We start from the raw sequence: 22,126 nt of genomic DNA, 5'->3' as shown, positions 1-22,126 counted from the left end.
CAGGCAAAGGATCGTGCATGAGCGAAAATGATGCCGCCCCCCAGGTTTCCTTGCGACAGGCATTCCTTTACTGGTTCAAACTGGGATTTATCAATTTTGGCGGTCCTGCGGGGCAGATCGCCATGATGCACAAAAACTTGGTGGACGGCAGGGCCTGGATCAGTGAAAAGGTTTTTTTGCGTGCCCTCAACTTTTGCATGCTGCTGCCAGGGCCGGAGGCTCATCAGCTGGCGGTGTACATTGGTTGGCGGCTTAACGGATACTGGGGCGGAACCATAGCGGGGATATGCTTTTTGCTGCCCTCGGTGTTCTTGATGCTGTTTCTTTCGTGGCTGGCGGCAGCCAAGGGGCAGGTTCCCCTTGTGGCCGGAATTTTTCACGGAATAGCGGCGGCCGTTGTAGCCATTGTTATTGAAGCGCTCATCAGGCTTTCAAAAAAATCGCTCAGGCACCCGGCGTTGTATGCCTTTGCAGGCGGATCCTTTGCGCTCGGCCAGTTTTTTGGCGTGTCGTTTCCCGTCATTGTTGTGCTGGCAGGGCTTGCCGGGGTTGTTCTTGGGCGGCTGCGGCCAGATATATTTTGTCAGAAAAAGCCGGGCACCAACGAATGTCTGCTTGATGAGCCGGAGACATTCACCAACCTGCCGCCGCTGTCGCACCTTGTTAAAGTGACGGGTATTTTTGTCCTGATCTGGCTGGCCGTTGTCGCGCCCGTTTTTGCCTCTCTGGGCATGGCCGACATGCTCTCGCAGATATGCGTATTTTTTAGCAAAGCCCCCTTTGTGACCTTTGGCGGGGCATACGCCGTACTTGCCTACATAGTGGAGCACGCGGTCAGCCTGGGTTGGCTGACGGAAAAGGACATGCTGCTGGGCCTTGGGCTGGCGGAAACAACCCCCGGACCATTGATCATGGTGACGCAGTTTGTGGGCTTTATCGCCGCCTGGAACCAGCCCGGCAACCTGACCCCGTTGACTGCGGGCATTGCTGGCGGGCTGCTCACCACATTCACCACGTTTTTGCCAAGTTTTATGTTTATATTTGCAGGTGCGCCATACATTGAGGCCATCACGTCCAACAAAAAACTCAATGCCGCGCTTACCGGCATATCCGGCGCAGTGGTGGGCGTGGTGCTCAAGATCGGCGTGTATTTTGCCTGGAACACGTTTTTTCCCGTCACCGGCTTTGACGTCTTTGCCGTGCTGATCGCCGTGGCCGCGCTTGTGGCCCTGGTGCGCTTTAAACTTTCCATGCACGCGCTGGTGGGGCTGAGCGGGCTGGCCGGTCTGCTGTGGCAAATGGTCTGACGGGCGACCCGTTGCAACTGGGCCGTTACGGCCGACACTGTGCAACCCACCAACTGGGAGGACATATGAGCGAAACGCTTTTACCGCAGGAACTTAAGGAGCTGCTGGCGCGCAAGGCTGCAACCGTGTGCGATGTGCGGCGCAGGGCGGACTATGAGGCCGACCCCCGTACCATCCCCGGGGCAGATTGGCATGATCCGGAGCAGGTCGAGGCCTGGGCCGCGCAACTGCCCACGGACAAACCCGTTGTCATTTACTGCGCGCGCGGAGGCTCTGTGAGCAAGGCTGTTCACAACAGCCTGAGCCAGAAGAGTTTTGACGTGCGGTATCTTGAGGGCGGCCTTGCCGCCTGGGGCAACGCCGCGCAATAGCGGCCAGGCTGGATCTGGCCCGTGCCCGCCGCATTGTCCGCGCGCAGCCTGTTGCGGCTTAACCGTCGCCGCAAGCCGCAGCAAACCGTCCGCCATAGTGAAACGCCGCTTCCGGCTGGCGGAAGCGGCGAAGTCTGCGCGCCGGGAAGGAATCGGCGCTAGCGGCAGGCAAAAGGTTAGAAGCTGTACTGGAAGAAGAGTTGGGCCTTCCAGGCGTCCTGCTTTTCAAAGCTGCCGTTGCCGGCGCCGTTGTTGTAGCCGGTCTTTTTCCAGGTGTCCTTGTCGATCATGTTGGCGATGTAGCCAAGCTCAAGGTTCACGCTCAGGTTTTCGTAGGCCTGCCATGTGTTCACCAGGTTGAATTCAAGCAACCCGTCGTTGGTGGTCAGGTAAGGCCCGTCGCCGCCGTAGCCGCCCTGCCAGGAGGAGGCTTCCTTCATGTATTTGACCATGGAGGGGGCGTTGGTGCCGCCCCAGTACGCCATGCGGAAGGTATGCTTGACGTTTTCCAGAAAGCTCATGTCCTTCAGCTGCGCGCCGATGCCCCAGGTTCCGGCGTAGCTCATGCTCATGTCGCAGCCGCCGTTGTTGGGCGTCCACGACAGGTTGCCGTCGCCGATAAACGAGGTGAAGTTGCCTGCCCCGGCAATGGAGGGCATGCGCTCTGAACCGTTTTTGATGTTGCCGTCGTCGCCGCTGGCGTACCAGCCAAAAATGCCGGGGGTGGCCCAGTCCATCTTGTATTCCACAAGGGCCTTGGCCAGCCATCCCTGACGGCCTGTGCTGCCGCGCACGGTTTCCTCGCCGCGTTTGAGCACGTCGTAGCGGCCCATGGCCTCGGAATAACCGTAATTGATGTCAAATTCGATGTTCAGGGGGTCGAACATGGTGATGGCCACGGGCAAACCCGCCCAGAACTGCGAGCCGTACTGCTTGCTGGTGGAGGAAGCCGTGAGGGGGGTGCTGCCCGCGTAGTTGAAGCCGGGGGTCAGGCCGGGCAGGGTCAGGCCCAGCTTGCCGTCGCTGGTTTCCCACGGTTCGGCGTCGTTGACGGCTTCAAGCCCGCGCAGGGCGTTTTTGCCGCGCATGCCGTACATGGCCCAGGGGGTGATGTCCGCGCCGTCAAAGTGCAAGGGCATGGAGAGCATGAACAAATCCATGTTGTCGAGGTAATTGACTTTTTCTGTGCTGGATTTGTTGTTGGCCAGGTCGATGTAGCTGTTGTTGAAGTTGTCGTTGACCGGCCGCGCCCACATAAAGCTCAGGCTGACGGTATCGTTGAACTTGTAGTTGGCGGTGAGGGCTGCGGCATCGCAGTCCATGATGGCCGAGCCGCCCGCCACGTTGGGCAGGGTGGTGGTCTGCAGGCCCATGCGCAGACGCGCTTCGGTCTGGGGCACCAGCCAGTCGATGTAGGCGTTTTTCACCTTGATCTGGTTGGTTCCGTCAGCGCCCAGCGCGCCCCCCTCGTCGGCCTTGCCCCAGTGCTGGTCTCCGATTTCAAAGTACACCGTGCCCGAAAGCGCCTCGGAGGCCACGGCGTCCAGCTGCAGGCGTATGCGCTGCGACGCGGCAAACTGGTCGTCCGTATTGGTCTTGGTTTTGTTGCCGTCCATATCCTTGGCGGACTTGGTCAGCGCGGTGTCTGCCACCCCAAAGCCGACAAGCCATTCGCCCTGGGCCTTAAATTCGATGGCTCTGGTCCCCCCCGCCGCGCCAACCAGCATTCCCGCCGCCAGCAGCGTGACCATGCACATTTTTTTAAACCTGTTTAGACCTTTCCTTTCTTGTAACGTCATTACTTGCTCCTGCGTAATGGGTTTGCGCTTTTGCCGCGACGGTCACAGCCCGCTGCGGCGCACGCGTTATGCGTGCGGTACGGATCATGAACGGGACCCCCTGCCGAGGCCCCGCCCGCAGCCGAAAACCGGCCTGATCAGTTATCCGCCTGATGGTGTTTGTGATGGCCGCATTTGCAGTTGGCGCAGTTGCCTTTGCAGACGTGCTCCTTTTTTTGCTCAATAAGCACGCGGTTGCCGGTAACGGCCATGTCAAAGCCGCTTTTGCCCTTAAAGACAATGCGTTCAGTGCTGAGGCCGCCCAGCAGCAGCGAGGTCTTGAGGGCGTCAACGGCTGAAGGGTGCGGGTCGGCTACGTGCCGCACATCGATAAAAATTCTTTTGCAGTTGGCCTGATTGCACTGCAGCAGCTTGATGAGGGCATTGGCCTGGGGAGGATCAAAGCGGGATGAAACGGATATGTGAAGGTTGTCGTGGCTGAAACGGTGGGTGAGTCCTGCGTGGTCGGTAAACACCTGTTGCTGATCCATATTTTTTTCTCCGCTTGGCTGAATGTGCATGGCGGTACACTGGCACAGGCGGACATACGTGTCAATAAAAATGAAATTAATTTTCAACTTCAATTTATATCATACTGAAATTAAACATAAAAAATGTACAAAAAATTGAATTTTTTCTAACATTCTGAATAAAAAGGAGTTGCTTAACCCAGCAAAGAAGCGCCGCTTATCTGGCGCAAGAAGGCATGCCCGGCAGGCCGTCAGGCTCTCTGCTGGCGAGTGCGCAGGCCCCAGAGGCAGGGCGCTGGGCGGCTTGGGGCATAAAATGGCGCGGCGGACGCTTCAAGGAAACGCCCGCCGCAGTGTGCAGAAGGTAATATGGTTGGGGCTATGCGGCCCTGATGCTGCCGTCCTGTACCTGGAACAGCGCCGCCTGCGGCTCTGCCTTGCGCAGCAGCTCGGCCATGTGCGGCTGGCAGGTAAAGTAGAGCAACTGGTGGGCCTTGCCCTGACCGCCGCCGGTCAGCTCCACAAAGGCCCGCGCCGTGCGCTCCGCCCGCTGCGGGTCGAAGTTGACCAGTACCTCGTCCATGATGACGGGCAGGGGGGCTGCGTGCAGGGCGTGGTTTTTTATGTACGCCAGCCGCAGGGCCAGGTAGGCCTGCTCGCGCGCGCCCCGGCTGAGGTTTTCGGGGCTGATGGGTTCGCCCTGCGGTGGCAGTATGGCCAGGCTGGAATCTTCGAGCGAGGCGTTTATGCCGCGCCAGCGCTGGCCGGTGATGCGCGTAAAGATGCTGGAGGCAAGGCGGATGACCTCGGGCTGGCGCTCCTGTTCAAATGTGCGTTTGGCCGTCTCGAGGATGCTTCTGGCAAGGGATATGCGGCTCCAGGCAAAGGCCATGCGCTCCATGTCCTCCACAAGCGCGGCCTCCTGCTGCAGAAGCTGCGAGAGTTCGTCGGTACGGGAGAGCGCGTCGACCTTGTTGCGCAGGTCGGCCACTTTTTTGACCAGGTTTTCCTCCTGCTCCTGCAAACCGGCAAGCTCCTCGCTGATGGCGGCGCAGCGGCGTTCCTGACTCTCCTGGTCTTCATGCCCGAAGGAATCAATAAACTCCTGCAGGGGGGTCTTGTCCGCCGCCAGACGCAGGGAGTCTTCCAGATTCTGTCTGCGCAGGGTGAGGGTGCGCAGCTCTTCGTGCAGGGCCGCCTGACGCAAAAATTCCTCCGCGTCGTGCGCACCGGCCATGGCCAGCAACGAGCGCTCGGCGCTGCGGGCGCTTTCAAGGGCGGCCTCGGCTGCGCGGGCCTCGTCCTCCATCTCCGCCACTTCATGGTCAAGGCTGCGGCGGCGGGCATGAGCCTGGGCCATGGCCTCGGCGGCCTCCTGGGCGGCCTCGAGGCTGAGCAGCCAGTCGGGCTGGTTGTCTGCGTCCAGCTGCGGCGCAATGCCAAGCTCGGTCAGTTGCGCCTGCAGCGGGTCGCGCAGGGCGTTCAGCTCCGCCCGGCTCTGGTTGAGCTGCGACTGGGCGCGGTGCACCGCAGCCTCGGCGGCCAGACTGTTTTCCATATACTTGAGGGCTTCGCGCACGGTCTCTGGCTCAAGATCGGTACCGAGCCCCAGGTCTTGCAGGCAGGCAGCCCATTGGGTGCGGGCCTCGTTGAGCCTCTCCTGCGCCTGACGCAGCTCTGCGCTGGCTTCGGCCTGACGGGTGCGGGCGCGCTGCAGCTCGCTCTGCGAGTTTTGCAACGCCGCCTCGGCCTTGATGCGCAGCTCGCGCGCCGCATCGGCCTCGCGGCACGATTCGAGCACTTGGCGCACGGCTTCGGCCAGAGTGTCCGAATCGGCATTGGCGGGCAGGCGCTCGGCCACGGCGGGCACAAGGCGCATGCGTCCTTCGGTCTGGCGCAGGTCGTCGTCGAGGGTGCGCAGCTCCGCATCGGCTGCTGCCACTGCGCCAAAGGCCAGCCGGGCGGATTCCGCCCTGGCAAAAAAAGCCGCCGCGCCTTCGGGCGAAGGAACATTGGCCACATGCAGGGCCAGCATGAATTCGTGCCAGCGGCGGCGGGTCTGCTGCACAACGCCTTCGACCTCCGCCCGCACGGCCTGGCGCTTGCTTACCTCGGTGCGGGCCAGATCCATGGCGTGCTTGAGCTCGTCCATGTCCTTGCGGGCGCGCTCCTCCTCAAAGCACTGTTCGCGTTCGTGCTCAAGCAGCACCTCGCGGGCTTCGAGGGTCACAAGGTCCATGCTCTGTACGCCTGCCGCCATGCACAACTGGCGGGCCTGCTCGTCCAGCTCCGCCACATGGGCGGCGCAGGCGTCGCGCCTGCCGAGCAGCTGAATATGCTCCTGTTTGCGGCGCTTTGCCTCGGCGCCGGTGTGCGGCACGCCGCCAGCCAGAAAACCCACGCCGCAGAGCAGCAGCAGGTAGCCCGACCACAGGTTCACGGGCAGGTCAATGCCCGGCGACAGCGTAATGCTGGAGATGCCCATGCGCCAGAAGGCCAAAAGCATGGCCGCCCCGCCGACAAAAAAAGCAATGCCCAGCACCAGCAGGGGGATGTTCCTTACGCGCGCGACGGGCGGCTCGTTGCCGATGCGCCCGGTGAGATCCTCAAGCCGTTCGCGCTCTGTGGTCAGGTTGGCCGAGAGGGCGCGCAGCTTGCGCAGGGCAAGGGTCTGACCGTCCAGGTCTTCGCGGCTGGGACCGTTGGCGTGGCGCTGTTCTTCGCGCAGGGCCTCGGTGCGGGCCTTGACAGCGGCCACCTGCTCCTCGGCCTGCCGCACCTCTTGCGCCGCGTCCTCCGACTGACGCATTTTGTCCTGTACTTCGGCGGCGAGGGCCAGAGCCTCCTCCTGCCGGGCAAGCAGGGCGTCAAGCAGCGATTCTGCCTGGGTGCTGTCGCCCGCGCCGTTTGCGACCAGACGCAAGGGGTTGAAGGCACGGGAAAATGTTGTTTTTGCCTCCTGTACGGCGCGCTGCCGCAAGGGGCGCTGGCGGCGGGCTTCCTCCTGCCGGGCCAGCGACTGCCTAAGGTTGTCGCGGGCCTCGTCGTCCAGCGCGGCGGGCGGCACGGGCAGCAGATCAAGGGCGGCAGAGTTGGAGGCTACCTCGCGTTCGGCGCTTTCCACCTCGCGGTTGCCCTGGGTAAGGCTGTCCACGGCGGCCTGATGGGCAGAGCCCGCAGTGCGCATTTCCCTGCCCTGGCGTTCCAGATCTTCGCGGGCAAAGAGCGAGCGGTCGGTAGCGCGGATGCGGTCGCAGGTCCAGTCGGGCCCGAGGCGCGAAAGCTCGCGGCTCAGATCCTCCTGCGACCGTTGCAGGGCTTCCTCCTGCGCGGGCATGGCCAGCAGCGCCTGACGGAAACCGCTTTTGCGCTCGGCCATGCGGCGCAGGGCTGGCAGGGCCTCCAGCAGCGGCTGGCTGATTTCAATGCCGTCTCGACGTTGACGCAGGCGCGTGAGTTTTTCCATCTGCGCGGCCCATTGACGTTCGCAGCCCTCGCGGGCCTCCTGCGTACGGGCCAGTCGCTCCCTGCCGTTTTCGGGAAAGGAAGCGCTGATGGGGTCGAGGCGTTCAAGCCGCGCGCCCGTCATACGCCATTCGTTCCACTGCAGCCACACCCCAAGACGGCGCTCGAGGATACGACGCTCTTCTTCAAGCTGCAGTTTGCGGTGGCGCAGGTCTGCAAGGGCCTCGCGTTTTTCGGTCAGATCCATGGCCATGCTGTCGTAGCCCGCGCTTTCCTGCTCAAGCAGCGCCTTGCGCTGGCGCAGCTCGCCGAGCTGGCGCAGGGCGGCGTTGAGGGGCGGCTTGCTGCCCCCGCTTTTAAAAATTTCGTCGGCCTGCTTGTCCAGCTGTTTGAGCGCCTCGCCGGGCGAGCGCAGCCCCGGGCCAAAGCTTGCGCCGTACAGGGCATTGCGCACGCCGTCGTCGGTCAGGCTGTTGAGGTCTTCAAGCTCGGTCAGGCTGAAGCCAAAGACATTGCGGTATACCTCGCGGCTGACGCCAAACAGCATTTGCCGCAGCGTGTCGTGCTCAAGCGCCTTGCCGCCGGCATCGGTCAGGGTGAGCACGCCGCCGTTGCTGCCGGGCCGCCGGGTAAGCCGCATGATGCCGTGCTCGTCGCTGCGCAGCTCCATGCTGCCGCCGGGCTGGCCGCCGCGCAGGGGGCCGGGGATACGCTTGTATTCCTTGTTGCGCGGGTCGGGGTAGCCGATGAGCATGGTGCGCAAAAATTCCAGGCAGGTGGACTTGCCCGCCTCGTTTTCTCCCAGAAAGATGGAAAGACCCGGCGAAAGATTTTCGACGCTCACGTCCGAGAAAATGCCGAAACCGTCCATGTGGAAGGACTGGATATACATCAGCGGGCCTCCAGAAGATCGGTGCACAGGCGTTCGGCCTCTTCCAGCAGGGCCCGCATGCGCTCATCGTCGGGGTGGGTAAGTATGTGGCGCAGCTGGCCGTGCTCGTAGAGCTGCTTGAGCGCCGGGGCGGCCACCGCGTGCAGGGTTTCGCCGCCCTGCGACATGCGGTCGGCCAGGCGCAGGGCCTCGCCCAGCAGATCCTCGCGCTGCAGATACTGCGCGCGGTCTATGGCCGGGCTGGTTTCCGCCACCATATCCTTGAGCCAGACGCTGGGGGTGGAGGTTTGCAGGTGGGTCAGACGTTCGGCCAGATCCTCCTGATTGGCGGCGTCGCGCAGGGCGGCGTCAAGCGGGGTACGCCCGCGCAGAACCACCCGGGCGATGAGCGCTTCGCAACCGGGGTCGGTGCTCTCGGCGGCTTCTTCCAGGGCGCGTGTCATGCGGCCTTCCACATCATTGAGGTGGGCCACGTCGTCGAGGTCAACCTGCACCTTGGTCCATTGCACCGGCCCGAGGCGCACAAATTCCTCGCGGCAGGCATAGCCGCCATCGGGCTGCGGGCTGGCGGCAACCCGCAGGCAGCCGCGCGGCCCAGGCTCGTTGACATGCAGGCCCTGAGCGTTGCCGCTGTATGCGATCAACGGGGTCGTGCTCAGCGTTGCCCGCTCATGCACGTGCCCCAGCGCCCAGGCGTCCAGCCCGGCGTTTTTCAGGTCGTCCAGCGCGCAGGGGGCGTAGCGGTCGGCCTTGCTCTGGCCCTCGACGGTGCAGTGCAGTACGCCCAGCTGAAAGCAGTCGTGCTGCTGGTCACGCCGAAAAAGGCGGGCCAGATTGCGGCCTTCCTTGATTTTTGCATGGCTGATGCCGTGGACCACGGCCACGATTTTGCCATTTTTTTCAACCGTGTGGCTTTCGACATCCGGCCCGAAAATGGTGACGTTGTCCGGCCACTGTATGGCGGCCAGGCGCGAGGAGAGCGGGTCGTGGTTGCCGTGGGCCAAAAACACGCGCACCCCTGCATCGCGCAAACGGCGGCAGCCGTCGCACAGCTTGAGCTGGGCTTTGACGCTGTGGTTTTCTTCATTATAGACGTCGCCCGCAAGAACAAGAAAATCCGGCTTGTCTGTTTCACAAAGCCGGAAAAGGCGTTCCATGGCCTTAAAGGTGGCCTCTTGCAGCAGACGGGCCAGATGTGCGCCCTGCGACGCCGAGCGTGAAAGCCCCTGAAACGGCGTGTCCAGATGCAGATCGGCGGCGTGAATATAGCGGATGCCGTCCATGCGAATGCCTCGTTTATGGATTGGAGGAAAAATATTGCTGAAATCTAGACTTTTTCAAAATAAATGACAAGCGCGACGCCAAATTACGATGCCTGAAACAAGACCGTGCCGGCAAAACGGGTTGCGCCTCGCCCCCGCAGCTCCCAGAACTGTGTTAAGGGCGGCAGAAAAGCCGCGCCGCCGGGCCATCCACGTGCGAAAGGTCAGGCGGTCGCGGCCCTGATATGGCCAGTTTGCGGGCTGGCGGGATTATTCCTGCACGGCGGGGTTGCCGTGTTCCGGCAGGGAGCCGGTGCGGATAAAGTGGTCCACCAGGCCGAATACAGTTTCATTGCCGCAGAACGAGCCTGCGGCGATGGCCGCCTTGTAGGCGGGCAGGTTGGCCTCAAATCGGCGCAGCAGCTCTGGTTCGAGCGTGTGCATGTCGGCCTGCATGCCGTAGCCCAGGCGCTCGATGTACAGCGCGTTAAAGCGCTGCTCCACCATGGCCTTGAGCGGCAGGGTGAGGATAGGCTTGCCCAGGTGCAGGGCTTCGCCCATGAGAGTGTGCCCGCCGCCCTGAACAACATAGGAGCAACTTTCGAGCAGGCGCAAAAAGCCCTCTTCGCTCTTGCTCATAAAGACCACGTTGTCCTCCTGCCCTTCGGTGCGGTCATAGCCGAAAACATAGCAGGTTTTACGCGTGGCGGCGCGTAAAAAGTCCACAAGCTTGCGATGGGTCGAATTGCTCTGGTACACAAGCACGTGCCCGTCGTCGCGCGGGTTGAGGGCCAGCACGCTGTCGCGCAGAATGGGCGGGGCCACGCGGGCCTTGTACCGGGGCAGCACTGGCGGCGCGTAAAAGGAGATGATGAGGTTTTCGGCAGTGGGGCGAAAGAGATAGCGCGGGGTCAGACCCTGCACAAAGGTGTCCCACCACATGTCAGGCGGCAGGTTGTGCCTGCAGCAGGTGATGACGTGCTGGTGGTCGAGCGTCAGGCAGGGCAGACCGGCCTTTTCCGCCGCACGCGGCACAAAATACTCAAGGTCGGTCATGCAGACGTCGGGCTTGAATTCATCAATCAGGCGCGAAACCTGGTCAATATAGCGCTGCCTGCGCCAGAGCAGGGGGACGGCCCTGGCAATGGTGGCCGCCATGTCCACCTTGTAGTTTTTAAACACTGTGCCCAGGTTGGGCAGGCGGCGCACGGGAAACTCCGGCTCAAGAACTTTTGGGGCGTCGTCGTCCGCCACAAAAAGGAATTCGTGTCGTGAAAGGCGGCGGGCTATGGTCAGGCCGCGCATGGCGTGCCCGTGGCCTGTGCCGTGAATGCCGTAAAGTACGCGCGCCATGGTGCTCCTTTGTCCAGCCGCAAAAGGCGGCGGGTTTGCGGCGGCAAGCCTACCAATGCCGGGCGTGAGCGTCAATTGTCTGTCTTGACGGCTGCGGGCCTGTTATCTACCATCGCGCTACATTGTCGGCTGCCAAGGCAGGCGGCGGCGCACCTGCGCCAGCGGAGCACACATGCACGAGTCCAGTACTGGGGCGAGCCTGACCGGCCCGCTCTGCAACGTGACCATCCCTGTTTTTAACAGGCCCGCAGCCACAGAGCGCGCTATCCGCGCCCTGTCCGAAACTTCGCGCGAGGTTCCGTTTTGCATCACGGTGGTGGATAACGGCAGCGAGCCTGATCTGGTCAAAACTCTGCTGCGCCTGCGCGGCGATGGGGTTATCGACCACCTGTTTTTGCTGCCGCGCAACATGGGCGTGGCCTGCGCGGCCAATGTGGGGTGGGAGCTTGCGCCCGCGCCGCTGTACATGAAGCTCGACAACGACACGGCCATGGTGCGGCGGCACTGGCTGCGCGACCTGCTGGCACTGTGGAGCCACGGGCAGCCAGTCTCCAACCTTGGGGGAGCCTTTAACCGTGAAATGCTGCGCAAAGCGCCAGGCAGCCAGCAGACGCCCCACGGCGAGCTTGGCCTGTGTCTGGGCAACCTGCCCGGTCAGGCGGTGCTCGTGCCGCAGACCGTCGCCCAAAAGCTTGGCTGCTGGAATGAGGAATACGGCCTCTACGGAGGCGAAGACGGCGACTACGGGCTACGCATGCAGGCGGCGGGCCTGCCGCAGTACTACTACCTCGGACCGGAATATTTTGAGAACATCAGGGAAGGCGAAGACGCTCGCGATACGTACGCCGCAAGGGGCATAGACAAACGCAGACTGCACCGTGAGCTGGTTATCAGGGACAACCTGTGCATGGGCAGGCTGTTTATGAACAAGATTCTTTACCTTTCGGGCCTGCGCTCGCTGGTTCCTCTCAGGCGGTACGCCGTTGAGGATGTGGACGGCCAGGGCAGGGTGCGGTTGGCGGAGCGGCGTGAATACAAGGAATTTCAGCGTGATCTTGCCCATGTGGCGGCAGGGTTGAACGCCCGCTTCAGGAACTACGTCATGTCGTACCAGCTGGACGGCGACACGGCGGAGGCCATGCGGCGGGTGCTGACCATGCACGCCCAGGCGGCAAACAACAATCAGGGGCTATGATGAACGCACGCAAGATCAGGGAAGACCTGGGCCGGGCCAAGGCCTGTTGCTCGCGCCACGACACGGAAAGGGCGCTGTTTTTGATTATTTCGGCCCTCAAAGAACTGGGCGGGCAGAGCGCGCCCCTTGATCTGCGCGGCGATTTTCGCGCCGCGCTTGCCGAGCTTGCCGCAGACCCCGACCTCAAGGCGGCGGGCGCGCCGGTAAGCGGCTATTCGCCCGGCGGCGAAAAGGAACTGCTGCAGCGGCTCTCGCAGTTTTACCGGGCCATGAAAGGCCAGGAAAAAGAAGAGGAATATCAGCTGGCCCTGCAGCGCAAGCTCAACCTCGACCATTGCTTCAGCGACGGGAAAAAATTTCTGGCCGAGGGCAAGCCGTCGGAGGCTGACGCCTGTTTTGCCGAGGCGCTAAAGCATTATAAGGACGAAAATGCCATCTTTGGCATGATGGCCAGAGCCATGATGGACGCTGGCGAATATGTTCGCGCCATCGGGCATGCCCGCACGGGCCTCAAGGAAATGCCCGACGACGCCGAGCTTGCGCGTATCCTCGAGGAGTGCACGCGGTTGCGCCAGTAGTCCTGCCCGGCGCGTTTTTTGCATCAAATGACGAAAACTTGGCGGCGGCAAAAGCTGCCGCAAGGAGTCGTCATGATCAGGCAGAATCGCGCTAAATCGGTTCCCTATATGGCGTTGAGCGCTGCATTGCTTGGCTGTGCGCTGTTTTTTGCCGTCACGCTCTGGCGTGGCGAAAGCCTGGGCGAAAGCGGCGATCTGGCCTTTACGCCGGGCTTTGACGTACGGGCCGACGTAGTCAGCGCCGTGCGGGTTGTGCCCCTGGCCGGACCCGCGCTGCGCAGCCCCAGCGTAAACATGGACAAAAACGCCGCAGTTTCTCTGGCGTACTAGCAGTCAGGGCGCAAGCCCCGACTGCCAGTACGCCTTGCGTCCGAACGGTTTTTTGCGCAAACTGCAGCCGTCCGCGTTTTTGTCCAGGAGATAAAAAAATTGCCTTATCCTATTTTCACGGCACAGCGGGGATGATCCCCACAAGCAGGGCACGTGTCTGCTCTGATTGCTAAATTGCAATTACCCGTAATGTATGTCTTAGCCCTTTAAAACATACTGATTCGCAACGTTATGTTGACTTTGTTTCAGACTTTGCATATATTTTACAAGATGCCCGTTTAGAATGGGTGGCAGGTCTTTGTTGTTTACACCGCAATAGTGCCATGTTTAGATTCTCCTTTTTTTTCAAAATACTCAGTGGCTTGCTGACTGATCTCTCTCTGATCGGCAACGGGGCCGCACATTTTTAAAGGATACGCTTGCGTCATGAATTGGGACTGGGACAAACTTCAGGAAAAAAGACAGAAGCAGGGCTCCAACCCCCCGCCCCGACCTCCTCAGGATTTTGATTCTGACGACACGGAGCGGGAGGAAGAAGCCCCTCGTGCCCGCCGTACGCCGTTTAACAACGGACGTGGTCCGGGCAACGAAAACCCTTTTGCCAAACTTGCCCGGATGCGCTTCCCCAACGGCAGGACCGCATTTTTGGTTGTTTTTGCCATAGTGGGCCTGTGGCTGCTTTCGGGCATATACATTATCAACCCTGACGAGCAGGGCGTGGTGCTGCGGTTTGGCAAATACGACCGCACTGAGGGCCCTGGCCCGCATTATGCGTGGCCAGTTCCTATCGAATCAGTATACAAGCCGCAGGTAACGCAGGTTTTGCGCGGTGAAGTGGGCTTTCGTTCCGTGGGACAGACGGCCACGTTCCAGCAGGGGCAGGTCCGTACCGTTCCGGAAGAAGCCTCCATGCTCACGGGCGATGAAAATATCGTCAACGTGCAGTTCAGCGTGCAGTACAAGATCAGCGATCCTGTGGGTTACCTCTTTAACGTCACGGCCCCGGCCGCGCTGGTGCGCAATGCTGCAGAGGCCGCCATGCGTGAGGTTATCGGCAACAGCCTGATCGATTCGGCCATCACCGACGGCAAGCTTAAAATCCAGAGCGAAGCCACGCACCTGCTGCAAACCGTGCTTGATCGCTACGGCGCGGGCATACAGGTGCTGGCCGTGCAGCTGCAGGACGTGCACCCCCCGCAGGAAGTTATCGACGCCTTTAAAGACGTGGCCAGCGCCCGCGAGGACAAAAGCCGCATAATCAACGAGGCCGAGGCCTACCGCAACGAGCTGCTGCCAAAGGCAAGAGGTCAGGCGGCCGCCATGGTGAACGACGCCGAGGCTTACAGCGCAACGCGCGTGCGTACTGCCGAGGGCGACGCCTCACGGTTTGACGCCCTGCGCGTAGAGCACGACAAGGCCCCCAAGGTCACAGAGCAGCGGCTCTACTACGAAGCGATTGAAGAAATCCTTTCCAACGCAGGCGAAAAGGTGCTTATGGACAGCCCGGCAGCCGGGCGTGCCTTGCCCTATCTCACCCTGCCCGGTCTCGGCGCTCCCGCTTCGCCCAAGACGCTGGAGAAAAAATAATGAGCAAAAATCCCTTGGTGCTTACTATTGTGGCTCTGGTGCTCATCATAATCGGCAATCAGGGTTTTTTTACCGTGTACCAGACCCAGAAGGCGCTGGTGCTGCAGCTGGGCGAGCCGCTTTCGCGCGTGTACGGGCCTGGCCTGCATTTTAAAATTCCATTTATCCAGAACGTGGTTTATTTCGACGCGCGTGTCCTGGATTATGAAGCGAGGTCCCGCGAGGCTTTTACCGTAGATAAAAAGGCCATTGTGCTCGACAACTACGCGCGGTGGAAAATCATCGACCCCTTGCAGTTTTACCGCACCATGCGCTCCATACCAGGCGCGCAGGCGCGTCTGGACGACGTTGTCTATTCGCAGTTGCGGGCGCTTGTTGGCGCGTACACCCTTACAGAGGTTGTATCTTCGCACAGGGCTGCCATCATGAAGGAAGTCACCAACAAGGTTTCAGACCTTATGCATGGCTACGGGGTAGAGGTGCTCGATGTGCGCATCAAGCGCACCGACCTGCCGCCGGAAAACCAGCGCGCGATCTTTGGTCGCATGCGGGCTGAACGGGAGCGGCAGGCAAAACAGTACCGCTCGGAAGGCGAGGAGGAATCGACGCGTATCCGTTCTGATGCTGACCGCCAGAGGGCGGTTATCTTGGCGGAGGCGGCGCGTGCGGCGCAAATAGAACGCGGAAAGGGCGATGCCACGGCTGCGGCGGCTTACGCGCAGGCTTACAACAAGGCCCCCCAGTTCTACGCCTACCAGCGCTGGCTTGATGCCATGCGCAAGTCGTTAAAAGAAAACAGTAAAATGGTGCTTTCTAACGAAACGCCATTGCTTAATCAGCAACATTGATGCGTGGATTGCGTCCACGCCAGGAGTCGAAGAGTTATGCCCGGTTTTGCAGAAATATATGAGCGCATCAAGCTCGCCACCAACAGCCGTACACAGGTTGAACTGGCCGAGGTTCTGGACATCCGTCAGTCCAGTATTTCAGATGCGAAGCGGCGCAATTCCGTGCCTGGTGACTGGTTCATGAAGCTGTTTGAGAAGTTCGGCCTCAACCCCGACTGGCTCAAGCAGGGCGTTGGCCCCATGTACCTGCGCACCGAGCAGGGTTACGTTCCCGAAGACGCTCCGGCCGCACTGGCCGAGACCGCTGCCCACTATGGCGATGCCATGGCGCGGGGCGGTATTCACTCGGTCTACGACGCCAAGTGCGTCTACAGCGATGACGCTCCGCGTCCCACCCTTGCCCTGGCGGGCAAAATATCGTTGCCGCTGTCGCTTACCCGCGACGGCCTGCAGGTTTTGCGCGTGCGCGGCGCCAACATGGCCCCTCTTATTTCCGAAGGGGCCCATGTGGGCGTGGACACCATGGATACAGATGTGGTCTCTGGCCGCGTGTATGCCATCTTTGCCCCCAACGAGGGCGTGGTGTTGCGCAGGGTGTTTTTGAACAGCACCCAGGACGGCTATGTGCTGCGTTCAGAGGCTGCGGCCTTTCCTGAAACGCAGCTGGCTGCCAGCCTTCTGACCAGGCGTATGCTTGGCCGTGTCTCGTGGGTGCTGCAGGAAGTATAGCAATGACGCACCAGCCAGCCTTGGCCGCTCAATACTTTTGTCGAAGAATCTGGACAGTCTGCAGCCTTGCGGGATGTTTGCTGCTGTGCGCCTGCGGCGGCGCGCAGACGGCATCTTCGCCCGCACGCGGGGGAGACGGCGTTACGTCTTACGACCTGCCGTCTTCTCCCCCAGCGGCTGCGCCTGCCTACACGACGCCCTATACTTCGCCTCAGGTTCCGTCGCAGGGGGCGCCGCAGGCCCCGCAGAGCTATGCCGCCCCCGGTTATGCCGGGGACAACGCCGCCCCCACCTACGGGCAGCCCCAGGGCCAGCCCTATGGTTATGGCGCGTCTGCCCAGGCGCAGCAAATGGCTGGCAACGGCGCGGTGGCCCCCGTGTGGCAGCCCCTTGCCGCACGACTTGCCGCCGACGGGCTCTCGGGTCCGCGCGTGAACGCCCTGCTGGCAACGCTCAACCCTACGCCCACGCAGTCGCCCATGGGCAGAAAAATGCGCGAGCTGTACAATCGCAAGTTTTTCCCCAAGCCGCCGTCCACAGCTCCGGCCGCCCTTTATTACAAAGGCGTGCTCACAGAGGCCAACGTCCAGCTGTGCCGCCAGTTTGTGGCGCAGAACAAGCGGGCCTTTGACCAGGCCAACGCCCGCTACGGCGTGCCTCCGTCCATCGCGGTTTCGCTGCTCTTTGTGGAAACGCGCCTGGGCAAAGTGCTGGCCGACGTGCCGGAAAACGCCTTTTATACCCTTGCCAGCATGGCCGTGACGCGTCAGCCCTCTGATATCCCCGAATGGCTGCCGCGCATGCCCGGCTACCAGGAGCATCTCGACTGGTTTGCCGACATCATGCCCAAGCGGGCTGACTGGGCCTACAAGGAAGTGAAGGCGCTGGTGGAACACATGCTGCGCGACAACATCGATCCGCACCACCTGCCGAGCTCCATCTACGGAGCTGTGGGCCTGTGCCAGTTCATGCCGTCCAACATCGCCACTTACGGCGCGGACGGCGACGGCGACGGCAAGGTGGATCTGTTCACCGTGCCCGACGCGGTAGCCAGCCTTTCCAATTATCTGGCCAAGCACGGCTGGAAGCCCGGCCTGCCCCGCACACGGCAGCATCAGCTGCTCATGGCCTACAACCATGCGGATATCTATGCCAACACCATTCTGGCCCTGTCGGACATGGTAAACGGCGCTCCTTCGCCGGAGACCGCCGCCAAGGCCGCGCCCGCTCCTGCCAAGACTGCCAAACCGGCCGCCGCCAAGTCGGCCAGGCCCGTAAAGCCCGCCCGCTAAGCGGTTTGTCTCCGCTTTTTTTGGCCATCCCGTTCCCGTCGCGAGGGGGCGGGATGGCTTTTTTGCGGCTGTAGCCCGTTGAACATGTTGCGATAACGTACGGTATCTTTAGCACATTGAAGAAATGGAAGCAGACTGCCTGCGCTATATGGCAGGTCAAAAGTGGGGCACGCAACGGTATATCAACATGAACCAGGAAGTACCGGCGTAGAATCTGGCTTTCAATGTCCGGGACACTCCAGGCCTCACCGGACTGTCTGCTGCAAAATGTACGAAAATTCAGGACAGTATTCGTGATTCCTGCGCGCCCCGGCATAAGCCGCTGGCAATCAGCGTGCAAGTTGGGTAAAATGTTTGCATATTCCGCACAGCGACGATGCGGAGCTCGCGCCGCACTGCGGTAATGGAGAATACATGGGCAACTCGTTTGCGTGTTTCAAGGCCTACGATATCCGGGGCCGCGTTCCGGCTGTGCTCAATGCGCCGTTGGCGCGCGCTCTGGGGCGGGCCGTTGTTGAAATACTCGGCGCAAAGAGTGTCGTCATCGGCCGTGATGCCCGGCTCTCCGGGCCAGAACTGCGCGACGCACTGTGCCTTGGTCTGCGTCAGGCCGGAGCGCAGGTGACGGACATCGGCATATGCGGCACGGAAGAAATTTATTATGCCGCCGCCAACCAGCCGTTTGGCGCTGGCGTCATGATCACGGGCAGTCATAACCCGGCGGATGAAAACGGCTTCAAGATCGTGCGCGCCGGGGCCATCCCCATAAGCAGGGATTCCGGCCTCTACGACCTGCGTGACCGCGTGCAGGAGATTATGGCCGAGGGCGAAGCACCTGCCATGACGGATGCGGATCTTCCGCCTGTGCACGTGGCGTCGTTTCGGGCTGCGTATGTTGCATGGCTGCTGGAGTACAGCGGCGCAGGGCGGCTGAAACCCGTTGCCGGGCGCAGGCCCCTCAGGATTGTGGCCGATGCCGGTAACGGTTGCGGCGGGCTGGTTTTGCGAGAGCTGATGGACAAACTGCCCTTTGAATTTGTTTGCCGTCAGATGCAGCCCGACGGGGCCTTTCCTCACGGCGTGCCCAACCCCTTGTTGCCAGAGCGCCGCGCCGCCACGGCCGATGCCGTACGCCAGGCGGGTGCGGATATGGGCGTTGCCTGGGACGGCGATTTTGACCGCTGCTTTTTTTATGACGCCGAGGGCAATTTTATCGAAGGATACTACTGCATCGGCCTGTTGGCGCAGGAGCTGCTGCGCCGCGTACCGGGCGGTAAAATCGTGCACGACACCAGGGTGTACTGGAATACCCGCGAGGTTGTGCTGGCCGCGGGCGGGCAGCCTGTAATGGGCAAAACCGGGCACGCCTTCATGAAAGAACACATGCGCGCCCAAGATGCCCTGTACGGCGGCGAGATGAGCGCCCATCACTATTTTCGCGATTTTGCCTACTGCGATTCCGGCATGCTGCCCTGGTTGCTGGTTGCCTCGTTGCTGCACCGCAGCGGCCGCTCGCTGGCGCAGCTGGTAGCCGCTCGCATGGCCGCCTATCCCTGCAGCGGCGAGATAAATCTGCGCGTGCAGGATGCACAGGGGCTCTTGCAGCTGGTGCGGGACAAGTACGCCCCCGCAGCAGAGCATGAGGACCACATTGACGGCGTTAACCTGGAATTTGCCCATTGGCGTTTTAACCTGCGCATGTCCAACACCGAGCCCCTGGTGCGGCTCAATGTGGAGAGCAAGGGAAACGCGGCGCTGCTTGCTGACAAAACGGCAGAGCTGCTACAGCTGCTTAAAGATGCGGGCGGGGCAGAGCCCGCCTGATACAGGTGTCGGCGGCGGATGGAGCGCCCTTCGGTCGTCCGGAACTCTTGCCTGATCACGGCCCCAACACTGACGCGCTGGCGAGGTCATTCATGCCCGACATTGTTCCTGTGATCCTGTGCGGCGGCAGCGGCACCCGTTTGTGGCCGCTCTCCCGCGAGACCTATCCCAAGCAGTTTGTGGATATGGGCGACGGCGCAACACTGTTCAAAAATACCGTGCAGCGGGCGCGCCACACCCCAGGGTGCGCCGAGCCGGTGATCGTCTGCAACGAGTCGCACCGCTTTTACGTAACCGCCGAGCTGTATGCGTGCGGCGTGCACGGCAAAATACTGCTTGAGCCCGCCCCCCGAAACACCGCGCCAGCCATTGCCCTTGCCGCCTGCGCCCTGCAGGATGCAGGTGCTGACCCGCTCATGCTGGTTTTGCCCTCTGACCATATTATCGGCGACGAACCCGGATTTTTTGAGGGCGTCAGACGTGCAGCCGCGCTGGCGGACAAGGGCTTTATCGTCACGTTTGGCATTGCGCCCACCGGGCCGGAAACCGGCTTTGGCTACATAGAGCAGGGCGAGAGCCTTGAGACGGGGGATTTTTGCCAATCTGGGCCTGACGGCGGCTGCCGCGTTGCGCGGTTTGTGGAAAAGCCCGCTGCCGATGTTGCCAGAGCCATGCTGGCTCAAGGCGGCTATCTGTGGAACAGCGGCATGTTTTTGCTGCGGGCCTCGGTGTATCTGGCCGAACTTGAACGCTTTGCCCCCCAGATATACGCCGCCGCCAGGGCTGCCTGGGCCGGACATACAAACGACCACGCCTTTTGCCGTCCCGACAGGGCCGCCTTTCTTGCCTCGCCAGCTGATTCCATAGACTATGCGGTGATGGAACATACCGAGCTGGCGGCGGTTGTGCCCCTTGATCTCAGCTGGAGCGACCTGGGATCGTGGGAGGCCTTTTACCAGACAGGGCAGAGGGACAGCAGCGGCAATGTCTGCTCTGGCGACGTGATGACCGAAGGCGCGACCAACTGTTATCTCAAAGCCAGCCACCGACTGCTGGCAGCCATCGGCGTGAGCGGCCTTATTGTGGTCGAAACGCAGGACGCCGTCATGGTCGCCCCGCGTGATCAGGTGCAGGACGTCAAAAAAGTCGTCGCGCGCCTGCAGCGGGAGCAGCGGCCGGAATGCAGGCTGCATCCGCTGGTGCACCGGCCATGGGGCAGCTACGAGACTCTTGCCGTTGGCGGGCGATTTCAGGTCAAGCGCATTATCGTGCGTCCTGGTGCGGAGCTCTCGTTGCAGATGCACCATCACCGGGCCGAGCACTGGGTTGTGGTGAGCGGCACAGCCGAGGTGACCAACGGCGAGAGCGTGCAGCTGTTTTCAGAAAACCAGTCAACCTACATACCTGTGGGCTCGGTGCATCGGCTGAAAAATCCGGGTGTTATCCCGCTGGTGCTCATAGAGATACAGTCCGGCGCCTACCTGGGTGAGGACGATATTGTGCGTTTTGCCGACGAATACGGGCGGAGCCGCTCAGACGGCTGACCCCCGCGCGACCCTGCCGCAAGGGGGGAGCGCGCCGGGCTGCCGTTTTGAAGCCGGATGGGCAAAAAATCTGTAACCTGACATCTTAATTTATGAAAAAAGCGCTAATAACCGGCATTACTGGTCAGGACGGGGCTTATCTGGCGGATTTTCTGCTGCAAAAGGGCTACGAGGTGCACGGCATCAAGCGGCGCGCTTCGCTGTTCAACACCGACCGCATTGACCACCTTTATGAAGACCCGCACATGGAACAGAGGCGGCTTATCCTGCATTACGGCGATCTGAGCGATTCCAGCAATCTTGTGCGCATCATGCAGGAGGTAAGGCCCGACGAGGTGTACAACCTGGCGGCGCAGAGCCATGTGCAGGTTTCTTTTGAATCGCCGGAATATACGGCTGATGTCGACGCTCTGGGCGCCCTGCGCCTGCTGGAAGCCATACGTATTGCCGGGCTTACCCGGCACACGCGGTTTTATCAGGCGTCCACATCCGAACTGTTTGGGTTGGTGCAGCAGATGCCGCAGACGGAAAAAACACCTTTTTATCCCCGCTCGCCCTATGCCTGCGCCAAGCTTTACGCATACTGGATCACGGTAAATTACCGCGAGGCTTACGGCATGTATGCCTGCAACGGCATCCTGTTCAACCACGAATCCCCCATCCGGGGCGAAACCTTTGTGACCCGCAAGATAACCCGTGCCCTGTCGCGTATGGCGCTTGGACTGCAGGATTGCCTGTACCTTGGCAATATGGATGCCAAACGCGATTGGGGCCATGCCAGAGATTACGTCGAAATGCAGTGGCTGATGCTGCAACAGCCCCAGCCGGACGACTTTGTTATTGCCACTGGGCGGCAGTTTTCCGTGCGTGATTTTGTCAATGCCGCAGCGGCGGAGCTGGGGTTGGGGCTGAGCTGGCAGGGGCAGGGCGTGGAAGAAACCGGATCGGTAGCCTCTGTGGATGTGCAGCGGCTGCGGCAGATCGCAGGCAACCGGCAGGGGCTTGCGTGCAGCCTCAAACCTGGCGACGTGATTGTACGCGTAGACCCCCGGTATTTTCGTCCCACAGAGGTGGAAACCCTGCTGGGCGATGCGTCCAAAGCCAAGGCAAAGCTCGGCTGGGAGCCTGCAACGCCGTTTGAAGACATGGTGGCCGAAATGGCGCGCGAAGATCTGGCCCTGAGCATGCGCGACGCCGTGTGCAAGGTGGCGGGCTTTAAAACCTTCAGCCACAACGAGTAG

17 protein-coding genes are annotated in these 22,126 nt (G+C 61.4%); 12 read left to right on the top strand and 5 right to left on the bottom strand.

Annotated features, from left to right (window positions below; all coding sequences use genetic code 11):
• The first annotated feature begins 17 nt into the window (after window positions 1-17).
• On the top strand, window positions 18-1,307 hold the full coding sequence (gene chrA, locus DDIC_RS10280; RefSeq protein ID WP_136400352.1) for a chromate efflux transporter: 1,290 nt from the start codon (window positions 18-20) through the stop codon (window positions 1,305-1,307).
• A gap of 65 nt (window positions 1,308-1,372) precedes the next feature.
• Window positions 1,373-1,678, top strand: a complete 306-nt coding sequence (locus DDIC_RS10275) for a rhodanese-like domain-containing protein (RefSeq protein ID WP_136400351.1) — start codon at window positions 1,373-1,375, stop codon at window positions 1,676-1,678.
• A gap of 176 nt (window positions 1,679-1,854) precedes the next feature.
• On the opposite strand, the gene DDIC_RS10270 is transcribed toward DDIC_RS10275, so the two are convergent.
• The 5 genes from DDIC_RS10270 to DDIC_RS10250 form a co-directional block, all read right to left on the bottom strand.
• Entirely contained in the window at window positions 1,855-3,435 is a 1,581-nt protein-coding gene (locus DDIC_RS10270; protein ID WP_247647452.1) for an outer membrane homotrimeric porin, read from the bottom strand.
• A gap of 179 nt (window positions 3,436-3,614) precedes the next feature.
• Window positions 3,615-4,007: a squalene cyclase gene (locus DDIC_RS10265; protein WP_136400349.1), complete on the bottom strand. Its 393-nt coding sequence runs from the start codon at window positions 4,005-4,007 to the stop codon at window positions 3,615-3,617.
• Between the two features lie 358 nt (window positions 4,008-4,365).
• Window positions 4,366-8,343, bottom strand: coding sequence for an AAA family ATPase (locus tag DDIC_RS10260; RefSeq protein WP_136400348.1), 3,978 nt, complete (start codon window positions 8,341-8,343; stop codon window positions 4,366-4,368).
• Window positions 8,343-9,626, bottom strand: coding sequence for a metallophosphoesterase family protein (locus tag DDIC_RS10255; RefSeq protein WP_136400347.1), 1,284 nt, complete (start codon window positions 9,624-9,626; stop codon window positions 8,343-8,345). The genes DDIC_RS10260 and DDIC_RS10255 overlap by 1 nt, the downstream gene beginning before the upstream one ends.
• Window positions 9,627-9,875: 249 nt before the next feature.
• On the bottom strand, window positions 9,876-10,958 hold the full coding sequence (locus DDIC_RS10250) for a glycosyltransferase family protein (protein WP_136400346.1): 1,083 nt from the start codon (window positions 10,956-10,958) through the stop codon (window positions 9,876-9,878).
• A gap of 172 nt (window positions 10,959-11,130) precedes the next feature.
• Here DDIC_RS10250 and DDIC_RS10245 point away from each other — a divergent pair, with 172 nt between their 5' ends.
• The 10 genes from DDIC_RS10245 to gmd all read left to right on the top strand — a co-directional run bounded on the left by DDIC_RS10245 (window position 11,131) and on the right by gmd (window position 22,126).
• Window positions 11,131-12,153, top strand: coding sequence for a glycosyltransferase family 2 protein (locus tag DDIC_RS10245; protein ID WP_136400345.1), 1,023 nt, complete (start codon window positions 11,131-11,133; stop codon window positions 12,151-12,153).
• Complete coding sequence (locus tag DDIC_RS10240; protein WP_136400344.1) at window positions 12,153-12,731, top strand: tetratricopeptide repeat protein; 579 nt, start codon at window positions 12,153-12,155, stop codon at window positions 12,729-12,731. Before DDIC_RS10245 ends, DDIC_RS10240 begins: the two co-directional genes overlap by 1 nt.
• Before the next feature lie 72 nt (window positions 12,732-12,803).
• Complete coding sequence (locus DDIC_RS10235) at window positions 12,804-13,061, top strand: hypothetical protein (RefSeq protein WP_136400343.1); 258 nt, start codon at window positions 12,804-12,806, stop codon at window positions 13,059-13,061.
• A 426-nt stretch (window positions 13,062-13,487) separates the two neighbouring features.
• Window positions 13,488-14,648 (top strand): FtsH protease activity modulator HflK, encoded by a 1,161-nt coding sequence (gene hflK, locus DDIC_RS10230; RefSeq protein ID WP_136400342.1) that lies wholly within the window; start codon window positions 13,488-13,490, stop codon window positions 14,646-14,648.
• Window positions 14,648-15,496, top strand: coding sequence for a protease modulator HflC (hflC, locus tag DDIC_RS10225; protein ID WP_136400341.1), 849 nt, complete (start codon window positions 14,648-14,650; stop codon window positions 15,494-15,496). Before hflK ends, hflC begins: the two co-directional genes overlap by 1 nt.
• 36 nt (window positions 15,497-15,532) lie before the next feature.
• Window positions 15,533-16,225 carry a LexA family transcriptional regulator gene (locus DDIC_RS10220; protein ID WP_136400340.1) on the top strand — a complete coding sequence of 231 codons (693 nt, stop codon included), beginning with the start codon at window positions 15,533-15,535 and terminating at the stop codon, window positions 16,223-16,225.
• A 2-nt stretch (window positions 16,226-16,227) separates the two neighbouring features.
• Window positions 16,228-17,517: a lytic murein transglycosylase gene (locus DDIC_RS10215; protein WP_136400339.1), complete on the top strand. Its 1,290-nt coding sequence runs from the start codon at window positions 16,228-16,230 to the stop codon at window positions 17,515-17,517.
• A 414-nt stretch (window positions 17,518-17,931) separates the two neighbouring features.
• Window positions 17,932-19,341, top strand: coding sequence for a phosphomannomutase (locus DDIC_RS10210; protein WP_136400338.1), 1,410 nt, complete (start codon window positions 17,932-17,934; stop codon window positions 19,339-19,341).
• Window positions 19,342-19,433: 92 nt separating this feature from the next.
• Window positions 19,434-20,885 carry a mannose-1-phosphate guanylyltransferase/mannose-6-phosphate isomerase gene (locus DDIC_RS10205; protein ID WP_136400337.1) on the top strand — a complete coding sequence of 484 codons (1,452 nt, stop codon included), beginning with the start codon at window positions 19,434-19,436 and terminating at the stop codon, window positions 20,883-20,885.
• 92 nt (window positions 20,886-20,977) lie between these two features.
• Window positions 20,978-22,126, top strand: a complete 1,149-nt coding sequence (gene gmd, locus DDIC_RS10200; RefSeq protein WP_136400336.1) for a GDP-mannose 4,6-dehydratase — start codon at window positions 20,978-20,980, stop codon at window positions 22,124-22,126.

Source organism: Desulfovibrio desulfuricans, assembly GCF_004801255.1.
In the GTDB taxonomy this organism is placed as follows: Bacteria; Desulfobacterota; Desulfovibrionia; order Desulfovibrionales; family Desulfovibrionaceae; genus Desulfovibrio; species Desulfovibrio desulfuricans_C.
This window is presented reverse-complemented; position numbering and strand designations above follow the sequence as displayed.